The 20,752-nt window shown below is 75.4% G+C and carries 16 protein-coding genes; 7 read left to right on the top strand and 9 right to left on the bottom strand.

The window, feature by feature from the left end; translation table 11 throughout:
* Nucleotides 1-66 precede the first annotated feature (66 nt).
* The gene (locus L1885_RS08170; RefSeq protein WP_235796339.1) at nucleotides 67-2,349 is read right to left on the bottom strand and encodes a prolyl oligopeptidase family serine peptidase; all 2,283 of its coding nucleotides are present in this window, start codon (nucleotides 2,347-2,349) and stop codon (nucleotides 67-69) included.
* Nucleotides 2,350-2,819: 470 nt separating this feature from the next.
* Between L1885_RS08170 and L1885_RS08165 the strand changes: the two genes are divergently transcribed.
* Entirely contained in the window at nucleotides 2,820-3,755 is a 936-nt protein-coding gene (locus L1885_RS08165) for an alpha/beta fold hydrolase (protein WP_235796338.1), read from the top strand.
* A gap of 139 nt (nucleotides 3,756-3,894) precedes the next feature.
* Here the strand turns inward: L1885_RS08165 and L1885_RS08160 are convergent, their stop codons facing one another.
* The 3 genes from L1885_RS08160 to L1885_RS08150 all read right to left on the bottom strand — a co-directional run bounded on the left by L1885_RS08160 (nucleotide 3,895) and on the right by L1885_RS08150 (nucleotide 6,722).
* Nucleotides 3,895-4,728 carry a helix-turn-helix transcriptional regulator gene (locus L1885_RS08160; RefSeq protein ID WP_235796337.1) on the bottom strand — a complete coding sequence of 278 codons (834 nt, stop codon included), beginning with the start codon at nucleotides 4,726-4,728 and terminating at the stop codon, nucleotides 3,895-3,897.
* 161 nt (nucleotides 4,729-4,889) lie between these two features.
* On the bottom strand, nucleotides 4,890-5,807 hold the full coding sequence (locus L1885_RS08155) for an SDR family oxidoreductase (RefSeq protein WP_235796336.1): 918 nt from the start codon (nucleotides 5,805-5,807) through the stop codon (nucleotides 4,890-4,892).
* A 153-nt stretch (nucleotides 5,808-5,960) separates the two neighbouring features.
* Entirely contained in the window at nucleotides 5,961-6,722 is a 762-nt protein-coding gene (locus tag L1885_RS08150; protein WP_235796335.1) for an SDR family NAD(P)-dependent oxidoreductase, read from the bottom strand.
* A 248-nt stretch (nucleotides 6,723-6,970) separates the two neighbouring features.
* On the opposite strand from L1885_RS08150, the gene L1885_RS08145 reads away from it, so the two are divergent.
* Complete coding sequence (locus tag L1885_RS08145; protein ID WP_235796334.1) at nucleotides 6,971-7,318, top strand: ArsR/SmtB family transcription factor; 348 nt, start codon at nucleotides 6,971-6,973, stop codon at nucleotides 7,316-7,318.
* 39 nt (nucleotides 7,319-7,357) lie between these two features.
* Here the strand turns inward: L1885_RS08145 and L1885_RS08140 are convergent, their stop codons facing one another.
* The gene (locus L1885_RS08140; RefSeq protein ID WP_235796333.1) at nucleotides 7,358-8,779 is read right to left on the bottom strand and encodes an FAD-binding oxidoreductase; all 1,422 of its coding nucleotides are present in this window, start codon (nucleotides 8,777-8,779) and stop codon (nucleotides 7,358-7,360) included.
* A 310-nt stretch (nucleotides 8,780-9,089) separates the two neighbouring features.
* Here L1885_RS08140 and L1885_RS08135 point away from each other — a divergent pair, with 310 nt between their 5' ends.
* Nucleotides 9,090-10,055, top strand: a complete 966-nt coding sequence (locus L1885_RS08135; RefSeq protein ID WP_235796332.1) for a pyridoxal-phosphate dependent enzyme — start codon at nucleotides 9,090-9,092, stop codon at nucleotides 10,053-10,055.
* Between the two features lie 105 nt (nucleotides 10,056-10,160).
* Here L1885_RS08135 and L1885_RS08130 read toward each other — a convergent pair whose 3' ends face one another.
* Nucleotides 10,161-11,045, bottom strand: coding sequence for a helix-turn-helix domain-containing protein (locus L1885_RS08130; RefSeq protein ID WP_235796331.1), 885 nt, complete (start codon nucleotides 11,043-11,045; stop codon nucleotides 10,161-10,163).
* A gap of 181 nt (nucleotides 11,046-11,226) precedes the next feature.
* Here L1885_RS08130 and L1885_RS08125 point away from each other — a divergent pair, with 181 nt between their 5' ends.
* Complete coding sequence (locus tag L1885_RS08125; RefSeq protein ID WP_235796330.1) at nucleotides 11,227-12,246, top strand: aldo/keto reductase; 1,020 nt, start codon at nucleotides 11,227-11,229, stop codon at nucleotides 12,244-12,246.
* Nucleotides 12,247-12,268: 22 nt separating this feature from the next.
* On the opposite strand, the gene L1885_RS08120 is transcribed toward L1885_RS08125, so the two are convergent.
* The gene (locus tag L1885_RS08120; RefSeq protein WP_235796329.1) at nucleotides 12,269-12,874 is read right to left on the bottom strand and encodes a TetR/AcrR family transcriptional regulator; all 606 of its coding nucleotides are present in this window, start codon (nucleotides 12,872-12,874) and stop codon (nucleotides 12,269-12,271) included.
* Nucleotides 12,875-13,190: 316 nt separating this feature from the next.
* On the opposite strand from L1885_RS08120, the gene L1885_RS08115 reads away from it, so the two are divergent.
* Nucleotides 13,191-14,237 (top strand): DMT family transporter, encoded by a 1,047-nt coding sequence (locus L1885_RS08115; RefSeq protein ID WP_235796328.1) that lies wholly within the window; start codon nucleotides 13,191-13,193, stop codon nucleotides 14,235-14,237.
* On the opposite strand, the gene L1885_RS08110 is transcribed toward L1885_RS08115, so the two are convergent.
* Nucleotides 14,152-16,530 (bottom strand): SpoIIE family protein phosphatase, encoded by a 2,379-nt coding sequence (locus L1885_RS08110; RefSeq protein ID WP_235796327.1) that lies wholly within the window; start codon nucleotides 16,528-16,530, stop codon nucleotides 14,152-14,154. The two genes, L1885_RS08115 and L1885_RS08110, sit on opposite strands and share 86 nt — an antisense overlap.
* Nucleotides 16,531-17,013: 483 nt before the next feature.
* Between L1885_RS08110 and L1885_RS08105 the strand changes: the two genes are divergently transcribed.
* A complete protein-coding gene (locus L1885_RS08105) occupies nucleotides 17,014-18,600 on the top strand; it encodes an MDR family MFS transporter (protein WP_235796326.1) in 1,587 nt (528 codons plus the stop codon).
* A 225-nt stretch (nucleotides 18,601-18,825) separates the two neighbouring features.
* Here L1885_RS08105 and L1885_RS08100 read toward each other — a convergent pair whose 3' ends face one another.
* Entirely contained in the window at nucleotides 18,826-19,263 is a 438-nt protein-coding gene (locus L1885_RS08100) for an Lrp/AsnC family transcriptional regulator (RefSeq protein WP_235796325.1), read from the bottom strand.
* Between the two features lie 260 nt (nucleotides 19,264-19,523).
* Between L1885_RS08100 and L1885_RS08095 the strand changes: the two genes are divergently transcribed.
* Nucleotides 19,524-20,666 (top strand): acyl-CoA dehydrogenase family protein, encoded by a 1,143-nt coding sequence (locus tag L1885_RS08095; protein ID WP_235796324.1) that lies wholly within the window; start codon nucleotides 19,524-19,526, stop codon nucleotides 20,664-20,666.
* The last annotated feature ends 86 nt before the right edge of the window (nucleotides 20,667-20,752 follow it).

Raw genomic sequence — 20,752 nt, 5'->3', positions numbered from 1 at the left:
CGCGGACGGGCCCGCCCGTGCGCCGGGGCCCCGCCCGCGGCGACGGCCCGCCGGCCCCACCGCCCCTCAGCTCTCCGGCTCCGGGTGGTGGGTCGTCGTGGACCGCCACAGCCGCACCGCGGAGGACTGGGCGGATGCCGCGCGGTGCCTGCCCCGGCCCGACCCGGCCCGCTGCTCGGGCACGCTGCCCAGCGGCGCGAGGCCGGTGTGCAGGGCCAGGAAGGTCAGGATGTCGGCCTCCATGGCCGACGAGGTCGAGCCGTGCGCCACGTGGTGGTCGCGGCGCATCAGGACCGGGGGCCCGTTCGTCGCGTGCTGCATCGCGGCGCACAGCTTGCGCACGTGCTCGGCGCCCGTGTGCTCGTCGTCGGCGGAACCGCACAGCAGCGTGGCGGGATAGCGCACGCCCGGCGTCACGCGGTGGTACGGGGACAGTTCGAGCAGCGCGGCGGTCCTGCGGTGCCCCTCGGCCGTGCCGTACTCCTGCGTCCAGGTCCGGCCGAGGCCGAAGCGGTCGTAGCGCACCATGTCCGTCAACGGGCCATTGACGGACACGGCGGCATACAGGTCGGGCCGGCGCATGACGGCGGCCGTCACGAGCAGCCCGCCGTTCGAACCTCCGAAGGCGGCGAGCCTGGTGCGGTCCGTCCATCCCTCCCTGATCAGCCACTCCACCGCGTCGTTGAGGTCGTCGGCCGCGCGCGCCCTGCCGAACGGGCCGCTGCCCGCCTCGTGCCAGGCCCGGCCGCCCTCGCCGCCGCCCCGCACGCACGCCACCGCGAAGACACCGCCCGCCGCGGCCCACGCGTAGGCCATCGGGCGATAGCTCGGTCTCATCAGCACGCCGAATCCGCCGTATCCCGTGATCATCAGCGGGCGGGGGCCGTCGTCCGCGTCACCCCTGCTCAGCAGGAAGAGCGTGACCGGGACGCTGTCGCTCGCCCAGTACGTGAACTGGCGTGTCGTCAGGCCCGTGCGGGCCGGGACGCTGTGGACCGCCGACAGCGCGTACGCGGGGTCGGACGGCAGGTCCGCCGGCGCCACGGGGGCCGGCGTCTCCGGCCAGTCCTGCCAGGGGAAGACCGTGCCGGTCGTGGCGTCGTAGCAGTACACGCGGGGCGGCGTGCCGAAGTCGGAGTACGTGAACCAGGCGCGCGGCCCGCCGGCCGGATCGGCGCGCAGCGCCGTGACCGTCCCCGTCCCGGGCAGCGGGACCTCCGCCATCTCCTGGCCGTCCGTCGCGTTGTGCACCGTCAGACGGCTCACCGCGGCCGTCGTGCGCAGCACCAGCAGCACCGGCGCGGCCAGCGAGGGGTGGTGCAGCATGGCGCTGTCGCCGAGCACGGCCCGCGGATGCTCGGGCACCAGCTCGCGCCACTGGGCGGCCGCGTGGCGGGGGCTCAGCGGGCCGGTGGAGGCGAGGATGCGCCCGCGCGGTGCCAGGTGGTCGGTGTGCATGCGGGCCGTGCCGTCCGGGTGCAGGCGCACGGACGCCAGCGCACCCTGGGACGAGCCGTCCACGATCTTGTGCCAGCTCGGCCGCGCCGGGTCCGCCGGGGAGACCGAGGCGAGCCACAGGTCGTTGCCGGAGGCGGCTCCCGTGACGACGGAGACGATCAGCCGCGTCCCGTCGGGGGCGATCGTCAGGCCGAAGTGGGTGGCGCGGCCGACAGTGTCCCCGAACACCTCCTCGTCCTCGGCGGGCGGGCGGCCGATCCGGTGCAGCCTGACCCGCAGCGGGTCGTCCACGGCTTCGGAGCCCGAGACGTAGTAGAACGCGCCGGCTCCCGGAAGCCACGCGACGGGGGAGTGGCGCAGCCCAGGGATCGGCTCGCCGAGCGGGCCGCTGCCGTCGGCCGCGTACACGAGCAGCACGGTGGTGTGCCCGCCGTCCGGGGCGAACTGGCAGGCCACCCGGTCGCCCTCCCACGACGGCCGCCACAGGGCCAGGCGGGTGCGGCGGCCGAGGTCGGCCGCGGGGTCGGCCACCAGGTACTCGCGCGGCTGCTCCCACGCGTCGGGCTCGGCCGCGAAGAGCTGCGCCTGCTCCTGGCCGGGCCACGCGCGCTCCGAGAACGAGCGGCGGCCCCGGCTGACGGGGGCGGACATCCGAAACGGCGCGGCCGCGTCGGCGAGCGCGCGGTTCCACGCCTCACGGTCGACCCACGTCGCGCGGTGCGCGCCGAACAGCGCGTCCTGGCGGGCGGCCCAGGTGCGCGTGCGCGAGCTGTCCGGCTCCTCGAGCCAGCGGTACGGGTCGGGAACCTGGCACCCGTGGACCTCCTCCACCAGCAGCTGGCGGTAGGCGTCGGGCGGGCGGAACGCGTCGTCGGAGCGGGAAGCGCACATGGGTGGCGGCCTTGGCCTCTCGGTCGTAGGAATGAAGGAACCGGCGCGGGGCGCGGACCGCGCCGGGCGACCCACGCCACCCGCCGAGCCGCACCGCCACGCCGAAGGAACGGGACCCGCCGAAGGCGGACACGTCGTCAGTTCTGGTCACCCTCGTAGACGTCGGCGATCCACCGGGGGACCGAGGCGTCTGAGACCGGCCCGTCGTGCGGGCTCCAGTCGTCCGCCGGAAGAAGCATCTCTTCTCTCCCTTTGTCACTGAACAGCCGGACATCACCGGCTTGGACACAAGGCTGCCCAGCGGTCACCTGGAGTAACGCAAAGTAACCTGGGAGCGTGAAAAGGAAGTTCGTCGTACCGGCGGGAGTACCGGTGCGCGCCGGCGGCCGGCCGCGCTCCGGGGCGCCCGTCGGCGCCAGGAGCGCGGACCGCCTTGCGGGGGACGGCCCCGGATCACGAGGATGGCCGCCATGTCCGCCATGGCCGCTGTTTCGTCCTTCCCCGTCACGACCACCGTGTTCGCCGCTCCCGACGCCACGCCGCTGGCCCGGCACGAACGCGGCACCGGTGAACCGCTGCTGTGCCTGCCGGGCGGGCCGATGCGGGCCTCCGCCTACCTGGGCGACCTGGGAGGGCTGGCGCGGGATCGCCGGCTCGTGCTGCTCGATCTCCGGGGCACGGGCGGCTCCGGGGAACCGGCCGATCCCGCGACGTACCGGGTCGACCGCCAGGTCGGCGACGTCGAGGCGCTGCGCGTGGACCTGGGACTCGAACGGATCGACCTGCTGGCCCACTCCGCGGCCGGGGACCTGGCCGTCCTGTACGCGGCGCGGCACCCCGGGCGGGTCCGCTCGCTCGTCCTGATCACCGCGCGGGGCCGGGCCCTCGGGGTCGACTTCACGCTCGCCGAGCGGCGGGAGGCCGCGGACCTGCGGCGGGACGAGCCGTGGTACGCCGCCGCCCGCCCGTCCTTCGAGACGGTGTGGACGGGAGAGCCGTCCGAGGCCGACTTCGACGCGGCGACCCCCTTCTTCTACGGCCGTTGGGACGCGGCGGCCCGGGCCCACGCGTCCGGGGAGGTCGCGCAGACGAACGAGCCGGCCGCCGGGGCGTACGCCGCGCCGGGCGCGTTCGACCCGCCGGCGGCCCGCGCGGCTCTTGCCGCCTCGGACCTGCGGGTGCTGGTCCTCGCGGGCGAACTGGACGGCGGGCCCCGACCGGCCGTGGCGGCAAGGATCGCGGGCCTGTTCCCGCGCTCGCGGCTGGTCGTGCAGCGGGGGGCGGGCCACTTCCCGTGGCTCGACGACCCGGCGCGGTTCAGGGGCAGCGTCGCGGCGTTCCTCGCCGGTGAGCCTGTCCGCCGAGGCAGTGGCGCCGACGGAGCCGGGCGGCCGGGTACGGCGTGACGCCCGGTGCGGGGGCGTGAGAGGTGCGCGTGGTACGGGTGGTGCGCGCGGCGCGCGCGGTGCGAGCCGTGCGTGGTACGGGTGGTGCGGGGGCGCGGGCGGTGCGTGCGGAGGAGGGTGAGCCCTCGGCGGTCCGCCCTCAGGGCCCGAGCACGGCCAGCAGGCCGAGACCCGTGTGGCTGCGCGTGCCGGGCACCGCGGTGAGGACCAGGAGCCGCTGGGAGTGGTCGGGGTCGAGCAGCGTCTGGCAGTGCAGCTCCAGCTCGCCCACCCGCGGATGGAGGTAGCGCTTCGGCGCGCAGGAGCCGCCCGGCACGGGACGCTTCCGCCACAGGGACCTGAACTCCGCGCTCGCGTCGCGCAGTACACCGACGAGCTCGGTGGCGCGCGAGCCGGGCCCGTCGCGCGTGAAGGCGCCGTGCAGGTCCGCCACCAGGAGCCGGCTGTGCTCGGCGTGGTCCTCCGGCGGGCGCGCCAGCCGGGCCGCGGGGTCGGTGAACCAGCGGTGGTGCAGGCTGCGGTCCCAACCGGTGAACGCGGTCTCGTCGCCCATCAGGGCCACCGCAGGACGAGTCTGCTTCAGCGTCTCGCCGAGGTGGTTGACCACCTGGGCGGGTGTGTCCGCGAGGCGGTCGAGGATCCGCATGATGCCCGGATCGATGTGGTCGCCGCGCCGGACGCGCCGGGGGGTGGCGTGCCCGGCGAGCCGGAACACGTGGTCGCGCTCCTCCAGCGAGAGGTGCAGCCCCCGGGCGATCGCGGCCGTCATCTGCTCGGACGGGTTCGGCCCGCGGGGCTGTTCCAGCCGGCTGTAGTAGTCCGCGGACATGTCGCACAGCGCGGCGACCTCTTCCCGGCGCAGCCCGCCGGTGCGCCGGCGGCGGCCGCGGGGCAGGCCGACGTCCTCCGGCTGGAGGGCCGCACGGCGTGCCCTGAGGAATGCCGCCAGCGCGGCTCTGTCGGTCGTGCCCATGGTGCTCCGTCCGTGTCGGGCCGCCGGGAAGGGCGGTGCCAATGCGTGCGCGCGGTGCCGGAACGGCGGAGTGCGGTCCGGCGCCCCGCCGCCCCCGTGGCGATGGTCCCACCGGCGCCCCCGTGCGGGGATCCCGCCCGCGGACCGGGGGCGCGGGCAGGTCAGACCGGGGCGAACTCGACCCGGGCGAGCTGCTCGGAGATCCCCCAGAGCCGGGCGGCGGCCTCCTCGTCCCGGGCCGGCCCGGGGAGCGCGAGCCGCGTCGGACGGCCGGTGAACTGCCCCCAGCCGTCCGGCCCGTACAGGCACCCGCCCCGCGCGTCGGGACGGGTCGCCGCGTGCAGGATCGGCAGCACGCCCGCCTCCACCGGCTGTACGAGCAGCCCCCAGCGGGCGAACCGCTTCACGACGGCCTCGTACGGCGCGGGGCCGGTGCGCCCGAGGCGTGGCCCCGACGCGTACAGGTTGGTCGGCGTGGTGCCGGGGTGCGCGGCGTTGCTCGTGATGCCCCAGCCGCCCGCCGCGGCGCGCCGGTCGAGTTCGAGGGCGAACAGGAGGTTGGCGAGCTTGGACCGGTTGTAGGCGCGCACCGGGGCGTAGCGCCCCGCGCTCTGCAGGTCGTCCCAGTCGATCCTGCCGCCGCGGGCCGCGCTGCTGGTGACCGTCGTCACGCGGGCACCCCCCGCCCGAAGGAGCGGCAGGAGGTGCGCGGTCAGCGCGAAGTGGCCGAGGTGGTTGGTGCCGAACTGCAGCTCGTACCCGTCGGCCGTCTCGTGCCGGACGGGTGGCGCCATCACCCCGGCGTTGTTGACGAGCAGATGCAGGGGCCTGCCCTCGGCCACCAGGGCGCCGGCGAATGCCCCGACCGAGTCCAGCGAGGCGAGGTCGACCGGCCGCGTCGAGACGACCGCCCCGGGTGCCGCCGCCCTGATCCGGGCGAGCGCCGCGGCGCCCTTGGCCCCGTCGCGCACCGGGAGGACCAGCTCGGCGCCCTCGCCGGCCAGCCGTACGGCCAGTTCCAGGCCGATCCCGTCGCTCGCCCCGGTCACCACGGCGAGCCTTCCTCGTAGATCCGTCACGGTCGCTCGTCTCCTCGGTGCGTTCTGCCGGGTCCTGCCTGCCCGTTCCTCCCACCCTCGCCGCCGGGCGGCCCCCGATCCATGTGCTGCGGGACCATGGATGCGCTGGGCGCGCGCCGCGGCGGGCGGAGAGTGCCGGCGGGCGCCGGGCCCTCAGACGAGTTCGAGGCCGCCGTCGACGGTCACCACCTGGCCGGTCGCGTGCCGCCCGGCGGGCTCCGCCATCCGCAGGATCCAGTGCGCCACCTCCTCCGCGCCGGCGATGTGGTGGGTGGGGATGCGCTCCCGTTCGTAGGCGTACATGTCGTTCGCCGCCTCCGGGCTGAGCCCGGCGTGCAGCATGACGTCGGTGCGGGTCGGGCCCGGGGCGACGGAGTTGACGCGGACGCCCTCGCCCGCGAGTTCCAGGGCCCAGCTGCGCGTCAGCTGTTCGACGGCCGCCTTGGAGGCGGAGTAGTGGGCGCCGCCGGCCATGGGGCGGTGGCCGTACGTGCTGGAGAGGTTGACGATCGTCCCGGATGTCGCCCGCAGGTGCGGCAGCGCCGCGTGCGCCAGCAGGCTGGGGGCGACGACGTTGAGCGCGAGCAGGTCGTGGATCACCCGCGCGTCCGTCTCGGCCAGCGGCATGACCGCGGTGGCGCCCGCGTTGTTGACGAGGTGGTCGAGGCGGCCCCAGCGCCGCACCGCCGTCTCGACGATCGCCTCCGGCGCCCCCTCGGCGCGGATGTCGACCGCCAGGACCTCGATGTTCTCGCCGGCCGCGGCCGTCTCCTTCAAAGGCTCCTCGCGGCGGCCCACTCCGAGTACGTGGGCACCGGCGCCGGCGAAGGCGAGGGCCGTGGCCCGTCCGATGCCGGAGCCCGCTCCGGTGACGATCGCCACCTGGCCGGCCAGGCTCCGCTCCCTTGTGTGCATGGATCCTCCTCGTTCAGCAGTGTTCGATGTTCGTCGTACATGAAACATTACGACGGACGGCTGCCCGCGCTTCACACGGTCGGCCGTGCGTGCCGGGGTACACCTGGGGGACCGGGCAGGGTTCCGGCTTGTGACAGCCCCGGCGTCGAAGGGGCGGGGGAGGGCCGGACCGGCGGCACGGGTGTGCCGGCCGGGAGGGCGACGGTGTGCATGTTCGACCGTCGCCGAACACGCGGTAGCGTGGTGTCATGCAGGACCACTCGTCTCCCGCGGACGCGGAGATCGCCCTCCCGCGGCTGCTGGGGGCGCTGAGCGACCCGACCCGGCTGGGCATCGTCCGCGTCCTCGCGGACGGCGCCGAGCGCGGATGGGGGCAACTCCGCGCCCCGGTGGCGAAGTCCACCCTCAGCCACCACCTCAAGACACTGCGCGAGGCCGGTGTGACGCGGACCCGGCAGGAGGGCACGCGGTGCTACGTGAGCCTGCGGCGCGAGGCCCTGGACGCCCGGTTCCCCGGGCTGCTGGCGGCGCTGCTGGCCGCCGCCGTCGCCGACAACGTCGGCGAGCACGTCGGGGAGGACCCGCCGGCGCTGTGACCGGTGCCTGCGCCGCTCGCGCCCGGACGGCCCGGCGAGCTACGCGGGCGCGCCGGCGGCCGGATCGCCGACGACCTTGCCCGGGTTGAACAGGCCGAGCGGGTCGAGCGACCGCTTGAGCGCCTCCTGCATCGCGCACACCTCGGGGCCCAGCTCCCGCCGCATGCCGCCCCGCTTGAGCAGTCCGACCCCGTGCTCCCCGGTCACGGTGCCGCCCAGCGCCACGGCTTCCACCAGCAGTTCCTCGAACGCGGACTGAGCCGCCGCGCGTGCCCGGCCGTCCCCGGGGGGAGTGATCAGCAGCGGGTGGAGGTTGCCGTCCCCCGCATGCGCGATCGTCGCGATCCGCACTCCGTGCCGCGCGGCGATCTCCTCCGTGCGCGCGAGCATCGCCGGCACGGCCGACCGCGGCACGCACACGTCCTCGGTCAGCACCGGGCCCAGCCGCTCCAGGGCCGGATAGGCCAGCCGCCGCGCCTCGAACAGCGCCTCCGCCTCCACGGCGTCCGTGGAACGCTCCGCCCAGTGGGCGCCCGCGTCGCGGAACGCCGCCGCGACGGCCTCCGCCTCCTCGTCCCCCGCAGGGCCCGGCGCGTCCAGCCGCGCCAGCAGCAGCGCGTCCGCCTCCGCGCCGATCCCCAGGTGCTTCCACTCCTCGACGGCCTGGAGGCAGGCCCGGTCGAGGAGTTCGAGGGCCGCGGGACGGAGCCCGCGCCGCGTGCACAGCGCGACCGCCCGGCCCGCGGCGACGAGGCTGTCGAAGGCGCCGACCACGGTCCCCGGGACGCCCCGGGGTGCGGGCAGGAGCCGCAGGGTGACCTCCGTGACGACGCCGAGCGTCCCCTCGGAGCCGACGAACAGCCCCGCGAGGTCGTAGCCGGAGACGCCCTTCGTCGTCCGCCGGCCGAGGCGCACCGCGGTCCCGTACGCCCCGGCGGGGCCGCCCACGACCGCTTCGAGGCCCAGCACGTAGTCACGGGTGACGCCGTACTTCAGGCAGCACAGTCCGCCCGCGTTCGTCGCGACGTTGCCGCCGATCGTCGACCAGGGTGCGCTGGCGGGGTCCGGCGGGTACCACAGGCCGTGCTCGGCCACGGCGGCCTTCAGGTCGTTGTTGACGACGCCCGGCTGGACGACGGCGACCAGGTTCTCCTCGTCGATCTCCAGCACCCGGTCCATGCGGGACAGGTCGAGGACGAGGCAGCCCTCGGTGGCGTTGGCGCCGCCCGACAGGCCCGTCCCCGCGCCTCTCGGCACGACCGCCACCCCGAGGTCCGCGCAGGCCGCGACGGCGGCCCGCACCTCCGCCGTGGAACGTGCCCGCAGCGCGGCGACGGGACGGCCCGCGGGCGCCCACTCGGCGTCGTCGCAGCTGAGCGAGGCCAGTACGTCGGGGTCGGTGACCAGGTCGCTGCCGGGGAGCGCCGCGGCGAGCGAGGGGAGGGGAGCGGCGGTCGTCATGGGGTGCCTCTCGGTCGGCTGCGTGCGCGTGCGGCTGCGTGCGAGCGCTGCCCGGGTACTGCCCGGGCGCCCGCGTCCCGCCCACGGGCTCGTTGCACCGTACACGCGAAGCGCCGGCCGGCGACGCCCCCGGGCCACGGCGCCGCCCCGGCCCGCCGTCCGGTGGACGGCGGACGGCGGACGGCGGACGGTCGATGGGAGGGCGGCCGGAAACCCGCTCGCCGGACGGGAGGGCGTCTGGGATACGTTCGGACCGTTCGGTAAACCGCACGGCCGAGCCCGGCCGACCTGCCGCCCTGGAGGGGTCAGCATGACGAACACGCCGCCGGTCACCCTGGACGACGTCCGGGACGCCGCCGAGCGCATCAAGGGTGTCGCGCACCGCACCCCGGTGCTGCGCTCCCGGACCCTCGACGCGCTGGTGGGCGCGGAGGTCCACCTGAAGTGCGAGAACCTTCAGCGGATCGGCGCGTTCAAGTTCCGCGGCGCCTACAACGCCGCCTCCCGGCTCTCGCCGGGCCAACTGGCCGCCGGCATCGCCGCGTACTCCTCCGGCAACCACGCGCAGGCCGTCGCCCTCGCGGCGCGCGAACTGGGCAGTTCGGCCGTCATCCTGATGCCGGAGGACACCCCGCGCGTCAAGCGCGATGCGACCGCGGGCTACGGGGCCGAGGTCCTCACCTACGACCGCTACACCGGCGACCGGGTCGCGCTCGGCGAGGCCATGGCCGCCGAGCGGGGGCTGACGCTGATCCCGCCCTACGAGCACCCGCACGTCATCGCGGGCCAGGGCACCGCGGCCCTGGAACTGATCGAGGAGGCGGGCGAGCTGGACGCGCTCGTGGTGCCCGTCGGCGGCGGCGGCCTGCTCGCGGGCTCCGCCACCGCGGCCAAGGGCCTGGACGCGGGCATGCGCGTGATCGGTGTCGAGCCGGAGGCCGGAGACGACACGAAGCGCTCGCTGGAGGCGGGGCACCGCGTCACCATCCCGGTGCCCCGGACGATCGCGGACGGCCAGGCGGCCGAGACGCCGGGCGAGCTCACGTTCTCGATCAACCAGCGGCTGGTGGACGACATCCTCCTCGTCTCGGACGACGAGGTCCGCGCCGCGATGCGGCTGGCCTTCGAACGGCTGAAGACCGTCGTCGAGCCGAGCGGCGCGACCGGGCTCGCCGCGGTGCTCAAGGGCCGGGTCGAAGGCGCCCGGCGCATCGGGGTGATCCTCTCCGGCGGCAACATCGACGCGAGCCGATTCGCGGAGCTGTGCGGGGACTGAGGCCCTCCGCGGGACCTCCCGTCCCGCAGGCTCTCCGCGGGCCCCCGTCCCGCCCTTGGTCCGGCCCCCGCCGCCGCGCGGTCCGAGGGGCGGCCCGCGGGTCCCTCAGCCGCCGGGCGTGAGCCCCGTCGGCGCGGCCAGCAGGCGCAGCGCCCGCGCGGAGGGCGAACCGGCCTCCGCGGTGTGCATCCCGAGGACCTGGTCCGCGTCGGTGGGCGACGCCAGCGTCTCGTAGCCGAGCACGAGGTCCCCCACCCGCGGATGGTGGTAGTGCTTGGTGCCGTAGGCGTGCTCACGCACCTCGTGGGCGGCCCACCACCGGCGGAAGTCCGCGTCCCGTCCGGACAGCTCGGCGACGAGGCCGGCCAGCAGGGGATCGTCCGCGTGGCGCCCGGCGTACAGGCGCAGGCCGCCGACGGTCGCGCGCGCCGCGGCCGGCCAGTCCGCGTACAGCGTCCGTGCCGCGGGGTCCAGGAAGAGGAAGCGCACCATGTTGCGCTCCCGCACCGGCAGCGCCTCGAAGTCGGTGTACAGGGCGCGTGCGGGGGCGTTGGCCGCCAGCACGTCGTAGCGCCGGCCGAGGACCAGCGCCGGGTTGCCCCCGACGCTCTCCAGCACGCGCAGCAGCCCCGGCCGGACGCGCTGCACCGGATCGGGCGGGCCCTGGTGCGGCCTCCGGCGCGGACGGTGGCCGGGCGCCGCCAGGGCGAGCAGGTGGGCGCGTTCCGCGGGATCCAGCCGTAGGGCCCGCGCCAGTGCGTCCAGCACGGCTCCCGAGACGTTCGCGGCCCGCCCCCGCTCCAGCCGGATGTAGTAGTCGACGCTCACGCCCGCGAGCCGGGCGACCTCCTCGCGCCGCAGCCCCGGGACCCGCCTCGTGCCGGCCCCGGCGGCGGCCGGAAGCCCTGCCCCGGTGGGGGAGAGCCGGGCCCGCCGGGTCCGCAGGAACTCGCTGAGCTGCGCGTTCGTCGCGCCTTCCGCCGTGCCCATACGGCAAGCCTATGCCCACCGCGGCCCGCCCGGGAGGCTTCCCCCTCCCGCCGGGGGAGGCGCCCTTGCGGGCGGCTTCCCGCGCGGCCGGGGGGTTTTGCCGGTACCTGTCTCGTGTGCTGCGGGCCGCCTCCGCCGGTGTTTGGCTGGATGTGGCACATCCTCATGGAGCGGAGCGACGATGGAACGCAGGATCCTGGGCGGTACGGGCATGTCGGTCAGCGAGTTCGCGCTGGGGACGATGATGCTGGGCGCGATGGGCAACACCGACCACGACGAATCGGTGCGCATGATCCACACCGCGCTGGACGCGGGCATCAACTTCCTCGACACGGCGGACGTGTACTCCGGCGGCGAGAGCGAGACGATCGTCGGCAAGGCGATCAGGGGCCGCCGCGACGACGTCGTGCTGGCCACCAAGTTCTCGATGCCGATGGGGGAGGACCCCAACCGGCGCGGCGGCTCCCGCAAGTGGATCGTGCGGGCGGTGGAGGAGAGTCTGCGCCGCCTGGGCACCGACTTCGTCGACCTCTACCAGATGCACCGCTTCGACCCGGACACGGATCTGGACGAAACGCTGTCGGCGCTGTCCGACCTCGTACGGGCGGGCAAGGTACGGGCGTTCGGCTCGTCGCTGTTCCACCCGGAGCAGACCGTCGAGGCGCAGTGGGTCTCCCAGCGCAGGGGCCACCACCGGTTCCGCTCCGAACAGCCGCAGTACAACATCCTGTTGCGCGGCATCGAGTCCAACGTGCTGCCGACCGCCCAGCGCTACGGGATGGGCGTCCTGACCTTCGGCCCGCTCGGCTCCGGGTGGCTCTCGGGCCGCGCCGACCCGACGTCGGGCCACCGCAACTCCGGTGCGGGGACGCAGCTGTTCGACCAGTCGGACCCCGGCAACCGGGCGAAGGCCGCGGCGGTGCGGGAGCTCGCGCAGCTGGCGGCCGAGGCGGGACTGCCGCTGCCGCACCTGGCCACCGCGTTCGTGCGCGCGCACCCGGCCGTCACGTCCGTCCTGATCGGGCCCCGCACGCCCGACCACCTCGCCGGCCTGCTCGCGGGCGCCGACGTGGTGCTCGGCGACGACGTGCTGGACCGCATCGACGAGATCGTTCCGCCCGGCACCGACCTGAACCCCCACGACGTGATGTTCGTGCCGTCGGCGCTGTCGGACAAGCGGGCCCGGCGGATCGCCCGCTGAGCGCGCCGCGCGTGCGGTCGGCTCACGGGGCGACGGCGGCCGCCTCGCGCATACGGGCGATGTTCCAGTCCAGGGAGGCCTTCAGGTGCTCCGGCCGGCCGGTCGCGAGCATGATCGACACGCCGCCCTGGATGCCCGCGAGCATCGCGGCCGCCGCGCCGTCGACGTCGTACGACTCGGGCAGCAGGCCCCCGGCGCGCAGGGCCCGGACGCCGGTGGCGAGATGTTCCTGCCAGGTGCGCAGCAGCTCCACCACGATCGCGCGGGCCCCCGGCGTCGAGCGCCCGATCTGCTGGAACAGGCTGCCGAGCGGGCAGGTGTCGCCCTGCGCCTCGTAGCGTGCCACCACGGCGTCCCGCCAGTTGTGCCAGGCCTCCCAGGTGTCCAGGCGCCCCAGGTGGGGCTGCTGGTCGTCGAGCACGCGGTCCGCCTCGAACTGCGCCACGGCCAGCAGCAGTTGGTCCTTGCCTTCGGGAAAGTAGTGGAACAGCTGGCTCTTGCTGGTGCGGGACCGCTCCCTGATGTCGTCCAGCGTCGCGGCGAGGCCGGCCTCCCGCAGGACGTGGGCCGCCGACTCCACGATCCTGGCGCGCGTCGCCCTGCCCTTCGCGGTCAGTGCCGTGGTCATCGGATCCTCCAGGGGCGCCGCGGTGGCTGGACCGGCGGGTCCACATCACGCACCAGGCTACTGCGGACGCGGGACGCGGGACGCGGGACGAGGGACGGGTCCGAGGCCGCGGACGACCGGGGCACGGGACCGAGGACGCGAGGCGTGTGACGGGGATGCGGGGAAGGGGGAGCGCGGGGTTCGCCTCCGCACGACGCGCGCCGCGACCGCCCGTGCGACGCCCTCACGCGTACCTGATGCGGCAGAAAGTTCTACGCGGCGCACTTCGTGCGGATCTCAGCGACGTCGGCCGCGCATCGTCCTAACGTTCTCCGGCATGAGCGTACGGAGGAACGAAGCCGGGGCCGGTGCGGGTATGGTGCTGGGCGCGGCGGTGCTCTGGGGCACCGTCGGGCCCGCGCGGGTCCTCGCGGACGCGCCCCTGTCGTCCGCCGCACTCGGCGGATGGCGCCTGCTGGTGGGCGGCCTCGTGCTGTGGCTGGTCGCCGGACGGCGGGCGGCCACGCTGCGGGCGCTGAGGGACCGCCGAGCCCTCGGCGCGCTGCTCGGCTGCGCCCTGGCGACCGGCCTCTACCAGGTGACGTTCCTCCTCTCCGTCGCCAGGACGGGCGCCGGGCTCGCGACCGTCGTGGCGCTGGGCACCGCGCCCGCCGCCACCGGACTCGCGGCGCGAGCGGTGGGCGGGGAACGCGTCGGCGCCGCCTGGGCGGCCAGTACGGCGGGCTCCGTGCTGGGCTGTGTCCTGCTGCTGGTGCCCGGCGGCCGGGCGGGCGGCGGCGCCGACGGGGCGGGCGTGGTGTGCGCCGTGGTGTCGGGGGTCTGCTACGCCCTCTACACCGTGCTCGCCAAGCGCCTGATCGAGACGGTGCCGGCCGCGCATCCGCCCGCCGTGTCGGCGCTCGCGCTCACCGTGGGCGCGCTGCCGCTCGTGCCGTGGATGGCGGCCGGTTCCCGGGGCCTCGGGCACGCGTCGAGCGCCCTGCTGCTGGGGTGGCTCGGCCTCGTCGCGACCGCGCTCGCCTACTGGCTGTTCTCCACGGGGCTGCGGGGCGTCGGCGCGGGCGTCGTGGGCACGCTCAGCCTCGCGGAACCGCTCGCTGCGGCCCTGCTGGGCGTGCTGCTCCTGCACGAGCGCCTCGGCGCCACCGCCTGGTGCGGCTGCGTGCTGGTCTTCGCGGGCCTCGCGGCGGCGTCCCTGCCCGCGGGGCGCGGGCGCGGCGGGGGCGCGCGGATGCACGGCCGCGGCCCCGGCCGGACGGCCGGCGCTCCGCCGCCGGTCAGCCGCGGGACGTCTCCGCCCAGATCGTCTTGCCCTGGGGCGAACGCCGGGTCCCCCAGCGGTCGGTCACCTGGGAGACGATGAACAGCCCCCGCCCGCCCTCGTCCAGGGTCCGCGCGTGGCGCAGATGGGGACTTGTCGGGGAGGCGTCCTTGACCTCCACCGTCAGGACCCGGCCGAGGATGAGGCGCAGACTCAGCGGCGGTGCCCCGTAGCGCACGGCGTTGGTGACGAGTTCGCTGACGATCAGTTCCGCGGCGAACCCGGCCTCGGTGCCGGTGCGTCCGGTGAGCCACTCGCCCGCCATCGCCCGGGCCCTGGCGGGTGCCTGCTCGTCCGGTTCGAGCGGCCAGGAGACGGTCGAACCTCCGGGCAGCGGCGTGGTCCTGGCCGTGAGGAAGACCGTGTCGCCGCCGGGCCGGCCGATGCCGCCGGCCAGCGCGAGCCGGTCGCAGACCTCCTGCACGGACTCCGGTGCCCGCCGCCCCCGCAGCACCGAGCCGAGGCCCGCGCCGGGGGAGGCGGACATCACGAGCGTGCTCTCCTGCGACAGCTGGAGGGTGACGCAGGCGAAGGGCGACACGTCCCGGTCGCCGAGCGGCGGCCCCTCCGGCGCTCCGAAGGGCGTGAACACGCCGTCGGGCGTGGCGAGCCAGGGGTCCACACCGCCCGCGCGCGCCGCCGTGCAGGCCCCGTCGCCGGCGTCGTACACCGCGTACACGCACGCGACGGTCAGGGGCTCGTCCCGCAGCGCGTCGTGGGCGGGCAGCGCACGCCTCTCGGCGGCGAGTTGAGCGACCGTCTCGTCGAGTCGCGCGAGCAGTTCGTCCGGCTCGATCCCGAGCGTCGCGAACGCCCGTACGGCCGTGCGCACCTGCCCCATCGCCGTCGCGGCGTGGATGCCGCCCCCCGCCACCTCGCCGGCCACCAGCGCGCTGCACGCCCCGGACAGCGGGATCACGTCGTACCAGGAGCCACCGCCGAGCGTGCCGGGCAGATAGGTGTGTGCCGTCCGCACGCCGAGCGGCGGGTCGGTGTCCCGCTGGGGCAGCAGGCGCCGCTGGACGGTCGCGGCGAGCGCCCGTTCGTGCGCGTAGCGGCGCGCGTTGTCGAGGGCGAGCGCCGCGTGCGCGGCGATCTCGGCCGCCGTCGCGACCTCGTCCGGGAGGAACGGGCCCGAGGCACCCACGCGGCACAGGGTGACCAGCCCCAGGGCTCCGCCGCGCACGCCGAGGGGTACGACGAGGAGGCTGTGGACGCCCGGGGGCAGCCGCTTGCCGGGGTCCGGCGGCGAGGCGCCGGTGCGCAGGTTCAGTACGCGCGGCTGGAGGTCGGTCAGCGCCAGCGTCTCCAGGCTGGGACCGTGCAGGACCCGTGCCTCCCCCGCCCCGTCGCCGCGTCCCGGACCCCGGGGCGCGCCGGCGGTTGGGCCGTGCGGGCGCGGGCGTACGCCGACGCCGTCCGCGCGGGTCCCGGCGCCGCCGGCGTCCTCGTCCCCCTCGCAGCGGGCCCGGTCGTCCTCGGCCGGTACCCCGGCCACCGCGGCGCACCGCAGCAGGGACGCGGCCATGCCGTCGGGCACCGGCGGCTCGGCGCCCCGGACCACCGCGTCGGCGATCTCGACCTCCGTGCGGTCCGCGAAGCCCGGCGTCAGCGTGTCCGCGAGGTCCTGGCAGGTCGACACGACGTCCAGCGTCCTGCCGACCCGCTCGCGCTCGGCGGCGAGCAGGTCGGCGAGCGCCTTCGCGCGCTCGCGTTCCGTGCGGTCCACGACGACGAGGGCCAGGCCGAGCACGTGTCCCTCCGCGTCGTGCAGCCGGAAGCCGGACACCGAGTAGAGCCGCTCGCGGGTGCGCTCCGGGTCGTCGAAGCCCCGCACGGTGCGCTCGACGGCGGGCACGCCGGTCGCGAGGACCTTGCGTGCGACCGCCTCCTGCTCGCCGGGCTCGGCCAGCCGGTAGATCTCGTCGAGCCGGCGGCCGGCGTGCTCGCCGCCCCGCCCGACCGGCGGCGCACCGGTGCCGGTGTCGACCCGGACGACGCGCAGATCCGCGTCGAGCACGTGGAGGCCGACGGGTGCCTGCCCGAACAGCGCGTCCAGCACCGCGGCGTCCCAGGCCCCGGCACCGGGCCCCGGCGCCAGGTCGACCGTCCAGCGCAGGACGCCGACCGCGTCGCCGCCCGCTTCCAGCAGCGGCTGGACGCACAGGGGTGCGTCGCGGGTGGAGGTGGCCCAGATCGCCGGGCGCCCCAGGACCTCTTCCTCGGTGCGGCCGAAGAGCCGCCCGGCGCGCCCGCTCCAGCGGCACACCCTCCCGTGGTCGTCGACGACGAGCAGCGGCCCCTCGCCGGCCGGATCGGCTCGCTCCTGCGCCACGTCGGGCTCCCTTCGCTCCCGCGCGCGACGTGCCGCACGGCGTCGCACCCGTACAGGCAACGGTGCCAACAGCGGGACCGGACGGCGACCCGGGAGCGGGCGGGGCGTCCCCCGGGCCGCCGTGCCCGGCGCGCAGGCGCGCGCCGGCCCGCGAAAGCGCCTGGTCGACGGGGCGCGGCCGCGTCCCCCGGCGCTCCGCGACGCCTCCCTCCCGCCGCGTGCGGTCCGTTCCCGGCCCCCGTCGCTCCGGCTCAGGGGGCGTCCGCCGGTGTCCCCGCATTGCTTCCCAAGTCGCCCGGTGCCGTCCCGCGCATCGCGCCGGAGTGCCACGGTCCTCGCGCCCCGGAGGGTGCGGTTCAGGGCGGGCACGCGGGAACGGGCTTGCTAACTTGCCGGGCGGCTAGTAAGTTACTTGCCGACCGGTAAGTAAGCGGGCGCGGGGGAGTGCGCGTCCCGCCGGGGGCAGGAACGGACGGACACGGGATGACCACAGAAGCACAGGGCGCCGCGCCTCCCGCGCGGCTCTCGCACCGGGAGATCATGGCGGCGATGGTCGCCCTGCTGATCGCCATGCTGCTGGCGATGCTCGACAACACCATCGTGGCGCCCGCGCTGCCGACGATCGTGGGCGATCTCGGCGGCCTGGACCACCTGTCCTGGGTGACGACCGGCTACATCCTCGCCTCCACCGCCGCCACACCCATCTGGGGCAAGCTCGGCGACCTGTACGGGCGCAGGAAGACCTTCCTCGCCTCGATCGCCCTGTTCCTGGTCGGTTCGGCGCTCTGCGGCATGGCCCAGAACTTCGGCGAACTGGTCGGCTTCCGCGCGCTGCAGGGACTCGGCGCGGGCGGCCTGATGGTCGGCGTGCTGTCCGTCGTGGCGGACATCGTGCCCCCGCGCGAGCGCAGCAAGTACCAGGGCGTGATGATGGCCGCGATGCCCGTCGCCATGATCGGCGGCCCGCTGGTCGGCGGCTTCATCACGGACCACCTGACGTGGCGCTGGGCGTTCTACGTCAACCTGCCCCTCGGCGCGATGGCCCTCGTCGTCGCCTGGTTCACGCTGCGCACCCTGCCCGCGGGCAACGCGGGCGGCGCCAAGCGGGTCGACTGGTGGGGCGCCGCGCTGCTGACCACCTGGATCACCGCGCTCGTCCTGCTGACCAGTTGGGGCGGCGGGCAGTACGCGTGGATCTCCGCGCCCATCATCGGCCTGGCCGTGCTCACCGTCGCCGCGTTCGCGGCGTTCGTCCTGGTGGAGCGGCGCGTGGCCGACCCGATCATGCCGCTGAGCGTCTTCGCCAACCGCAACTTCTCCCTCGCCGGGACGCTCGCCTTCCTCTCCGGTTTCGCGATGTTCGGCGGCGTGACCTTCCTGCCGCAGTTCCAGCAGTTCGTCCAGGGGGCCTCCGCCACCAACAGCGGTCTGCTGCTGATGCCGATGATGATCGCCGCGATGCTGGTGTCGATCGGCAGCGGCACCGTCATCGGCCGTACCGGGCGCTACAAGGTGTTCCTGGTCGTCGGGGCGGCCCTGATGGCCGTCGGACTCGGGCTGTTCGGCACCATGGACACCACCACCTCCTCCCTTGTCACCGGCCTGTTCATGGTCCCGCTCGGGATCGGGCTGGGCGGCCTGATGCAGACCACCACGCTGCTCGCGCAGAGCAGCGCCCCGCTCAAGGACGTCGGCGCGGCCACCGGAGCCTCGACCTTCCTGCGCAACATGGGCGGCTCGATCGGCGTCTCGGTGCTCGGCTCGGTCTATGCGAGCGGGCTCAGCTCCCACCTCGCGGGCGGTGCCGGCGGCGCGGTGTCGGGCGACGCGGCGCGGTCCATGACGCCCCAGGTGCTGCGCAAGCTCCCCGCCGCGGCCCGGCACATGTTCGCCGACGCGGTGACGCACGGCATCGTGGAGGTCTTCACCGTCGCCGCGATCGTCGCGGCCTGCGGTGTCGTCGTCGCGCTGCTGATCAAGCAGGTGCCGCTGCGCGGCTTCGGCGGGACGCCGAAGGCGGCCTCCGCCTCCGCGGCCGAGTCGCGGCCCGAGGTGGAGGCCGGCGTCTGAGCCGGACGCCGGACGCCGCCGGCCGTCCTCGCGGCGCGGTGCGGGAGACCTCCGCGCCGCGCCGCCAGGGCGGCCCGCGCCGTCAACCCCGCCCTGCCCGTTCGCCCTTCCGCCCGTTCGCCCGTTCGCCCGTTCGCCCTTCTGCCCAGGCCCTGCGCGTCCGCCCGTCCGCCCGTCCGCCCCGGCCTCCCGGCCCTCCGCGGGGCAGGCGGACGGGGCCGGTGCTCAGGTACGGGACCAGGAGCCGAGCACCATCAGGGTCTTCGTGCCGGTGACATGGCCGGAGCGGCGGAGCCCGTCGATCACGTGCTGGAGGTGGTCCAGGTCCCGCACCCGCACCTGGAGCAGCGCGTCGGGGTCGCCGGCCATCGTGAAGACGGCCTGCACCTCGGGCACCGTGTGCGCGCTCGCCACGATCTCGCGCACCGGCGTGGTGCCCGCGTACCGCAGTTCCACGAACGCCTCGATGCCCCACCCGAGTTTCGCGTGGTCGACCTGCACCGTGAAGCCGGTGATCACTCCGGAGTCACGCAGCCGGTCCACCCTGCGCTTGACGGCGGCGACGGACAGCCCCACCTCGGCGGCCATCTCGGAGAAGGTGCGCCTGCCGTCCTCGCGCAGCATGCGCAGCAGCCGGTGGTCCGTGTCGTCCAACTCCGCCATGGGGCACCCTTCATACGCGCGCAACCGGTCGGCGCATGCAAACTATGACAGGTAAAGCGGTCACCGACGTAAAATTTTTGCGACTTCTCGGCCGTTCCGCTCCAGATGCTTGCCTGCTCCCCGGTGTCGAGTTCTGATCAGCGAGTAGCGTGGCGGGGGTCCGACACAGGGTCCGATGGGACCGGACCCACGCCGCCAGCAGCCCGTTCGCCCGTACCGGCCGCTCTTCGGGCGCCGGTACCCGCCAGAAGGAAGCCGCCGTGCCCGTCGACCGCCTGCTGCCCAGTGAAGAGGCCCAGGACCTGATCGCGCTCACCCGCCTGATCGCCGACCGCGAGCTCGCTCCGCTCGTGGACACGCACGAGCGCGAGGAGACGTACCCCGAGGGCCTGTTCAAGGTTCTGGGCGAGGCGGGACTGCTCGGACTGGCCTACCCCGAGGAACTCGGCGGCGGGGGGCAGCCCTACGAGGTCTACCTCCAGGTCCTCGAGGAACTGGCGGCGCGCTGGGCGGCCGTCGCCGTCGCCACCAGCGTGCACACCCTGGCGTCCTTCCCGCTCGTCGCCTTCGGCAGCGACGCGCAGCGCGAGCGGTGGGCGCAGGACGTGCTGTCGGGGACCCTCGTCGGCGGGTACAGCCTCTCCGAGCCGCAGGCGGGCTCCGACGCGGCGGCCGTCGCCTGCAAGGCGGTCCCGGAACCCGACGGCTACCGGATCACCGGTTCGAAGGCATGGATCACCCACGGCGGCAAGGCCGACTTCTACGCGCTCTTCGCCCGGACCGCGCCCGGCAGCCACGGCGTCTCCTGCTTCTTCGCGCCTGGCTCCGTCGAGGGGCTCACCTTCGGCGCGCCCGAGGAGAAGATGGGCCTGCACGCCGTCCCGACGACCGCCGCGTACTGGGACGGCGCCCTCCTGGAACGGGACCGGCTGATCGGCTCCGAGGGCCAGGGCCTCGAAATCGCCTTCAGCGCCCTGGACTCCGGGCGCCTGGGCATCGCCGCGTGCGCCACCGGCCTCGCCCAGGCGGCTCTGGACGCCGCGGTGGACTACGCCAACGAGCGCACCACCTTCGGGCGGCGCATCATCGACCACCAGGGTCTCGGCTTCCTGCTCGCGGACATGGCCGCGGCCGTCGGCTCGGCCCGCGCGACCTACCTGGACGCCGCGCGCAGACGCGACGCGGGCCGCGACTACAGCAAGCACGCGAGCATCGCCAAGCTCACCGCCACGGACGCGGCGATGAAGGTCACCACGGACGCCGTCCAGGTCTTCGGCGGCTACGGCTACACGCGCGACTTCCCGGTCGAGCGCTACATGCGCGAGGCGAAGATCTTCCAGATCTTCGAGGGCACGAACCAGATCCAGCGCATGGTCATCAGCCGCGGGCTCGCCACCCACTGAGCCGGCCGTCGTCGCCGCGGGCACGCCGGAAGCCGGCGTGCCGGGCGGGCGCCGTGCGGGACGCGCGGACGCCGCGCGCAGGGGCC

Source organism: Streptomyces fuscigenes (genome assembly GCF_021556455.1).
In the GTDB taxonomy this organism is placed as follows: Bacteria; Actinomycetota; Actinomycetes; order Streptomycetales; family Streptomycetaceae; genus Streptomyces; species Streptomyces fuscigenes.
This window is presented reverse-complemented; position numbering and strand designations above follow the sequence as displayed.

What these genes read in the sequence shown, in the direction of transcription:
- L1885_RS08170 (WP_235796339.1), bottom strand. Translation starts at nt 2,349, where the DNA reads ATGTGCGCTTCCCGCTCCGACGACGCGTTCCGCCCGCCCGACGCCTAC.
- L1885_RS08165 (WP_235796338.1), top strand. Translation starts at nt 2,820, where the DNA reads ATGTCCGCCATGGCCGCTGTTTCGTCCTTCCCCGTCACGACCACCGTG.
- L1885_RS08160 (WP_235796337.1), bottom strand. Translation starts at nt 4,728, where the DNA reads ATGGGCACGACCGACAGAGCCGCGCTGGCGGCATTCCTCAGGGCACGC.
- L1885_RS08150 (WP_235796335.1), bottom strand. Translation starts at nt 6,722, where the DNA reads ATGCACACAAGGGAGCGGAGCCTGGCCGGCCAGGTGGCGATCGTCACC.
- L1885_RS08145 (WP_235796334.1), top strand. Translation starts at nt 6,971, where the DNA reads ATGCAGGACCACTCGTCTCCCGCGGACGCGGAGATCGCCCTCCCGCGG.
- L1885_RS08140 (WP_235796333.1), bottom strand. Translation starts at nt 8,779, where the DNA reads ATGACGACCGCCGCTCCCCTCCCCTCGCTCGCCGCGGCGCTCCCCGGC.
- L1885_RS08135 (WP_235796332.1), top strand. Translation starts at nt 9,090, where the DNA reads ATGACGAACACGCCGCCGGTCACCCTGGACGACGTCCGGGACGCCGCC.
- L1885_RS08130 (WP_235796331.1), bottom strand. Translation starts at nt 11,045, where the DNA reads ATGGGCACGGCGGAAGGCGCGACGAACGCGCAGCTCAGCGAGTTCCTG.
- L1885_RS08125 (WP_235796330.1), top strand. Translation starts at nt 11,227, where the DNA reads ATGGAACGCAGGATCCTGGGCGGTACGGGCATGTCGGTCAGCGAGTTC.
- L1885_RS08120 (WP_235796329.1), bottom strand. Translation starts at nt 12,874, where the DNA reads ATGACCACGGCACTGACCGCGAAGGGCAGGGCGACGCGCGCCAGGATC.
- L1885_RS08115 (WP_235796328.1), top strand. Translation starts at nt 13,191, where the DNA reads ATGAGCGTACGGAGGAACGAAGCCGGGGCCGGTGCGGGTATGGTGCTG.
- L1885_RS08105 (WP_235796326.1), top strand. Translation starts at nt 17,014, where the DNA reads ATGACCACAGAAGCACAGGGCGCCGCGCCTCCCGCGCGGCTCTCGCAC.
- L1885_RS08100 (WP_235796325.1), bottom strand. Translation starts at nt 19,263, where the DNA reads ATGGCGGAGTTGGACGACACGGACCACCGGCTGCTGCGCATGCTGCGC.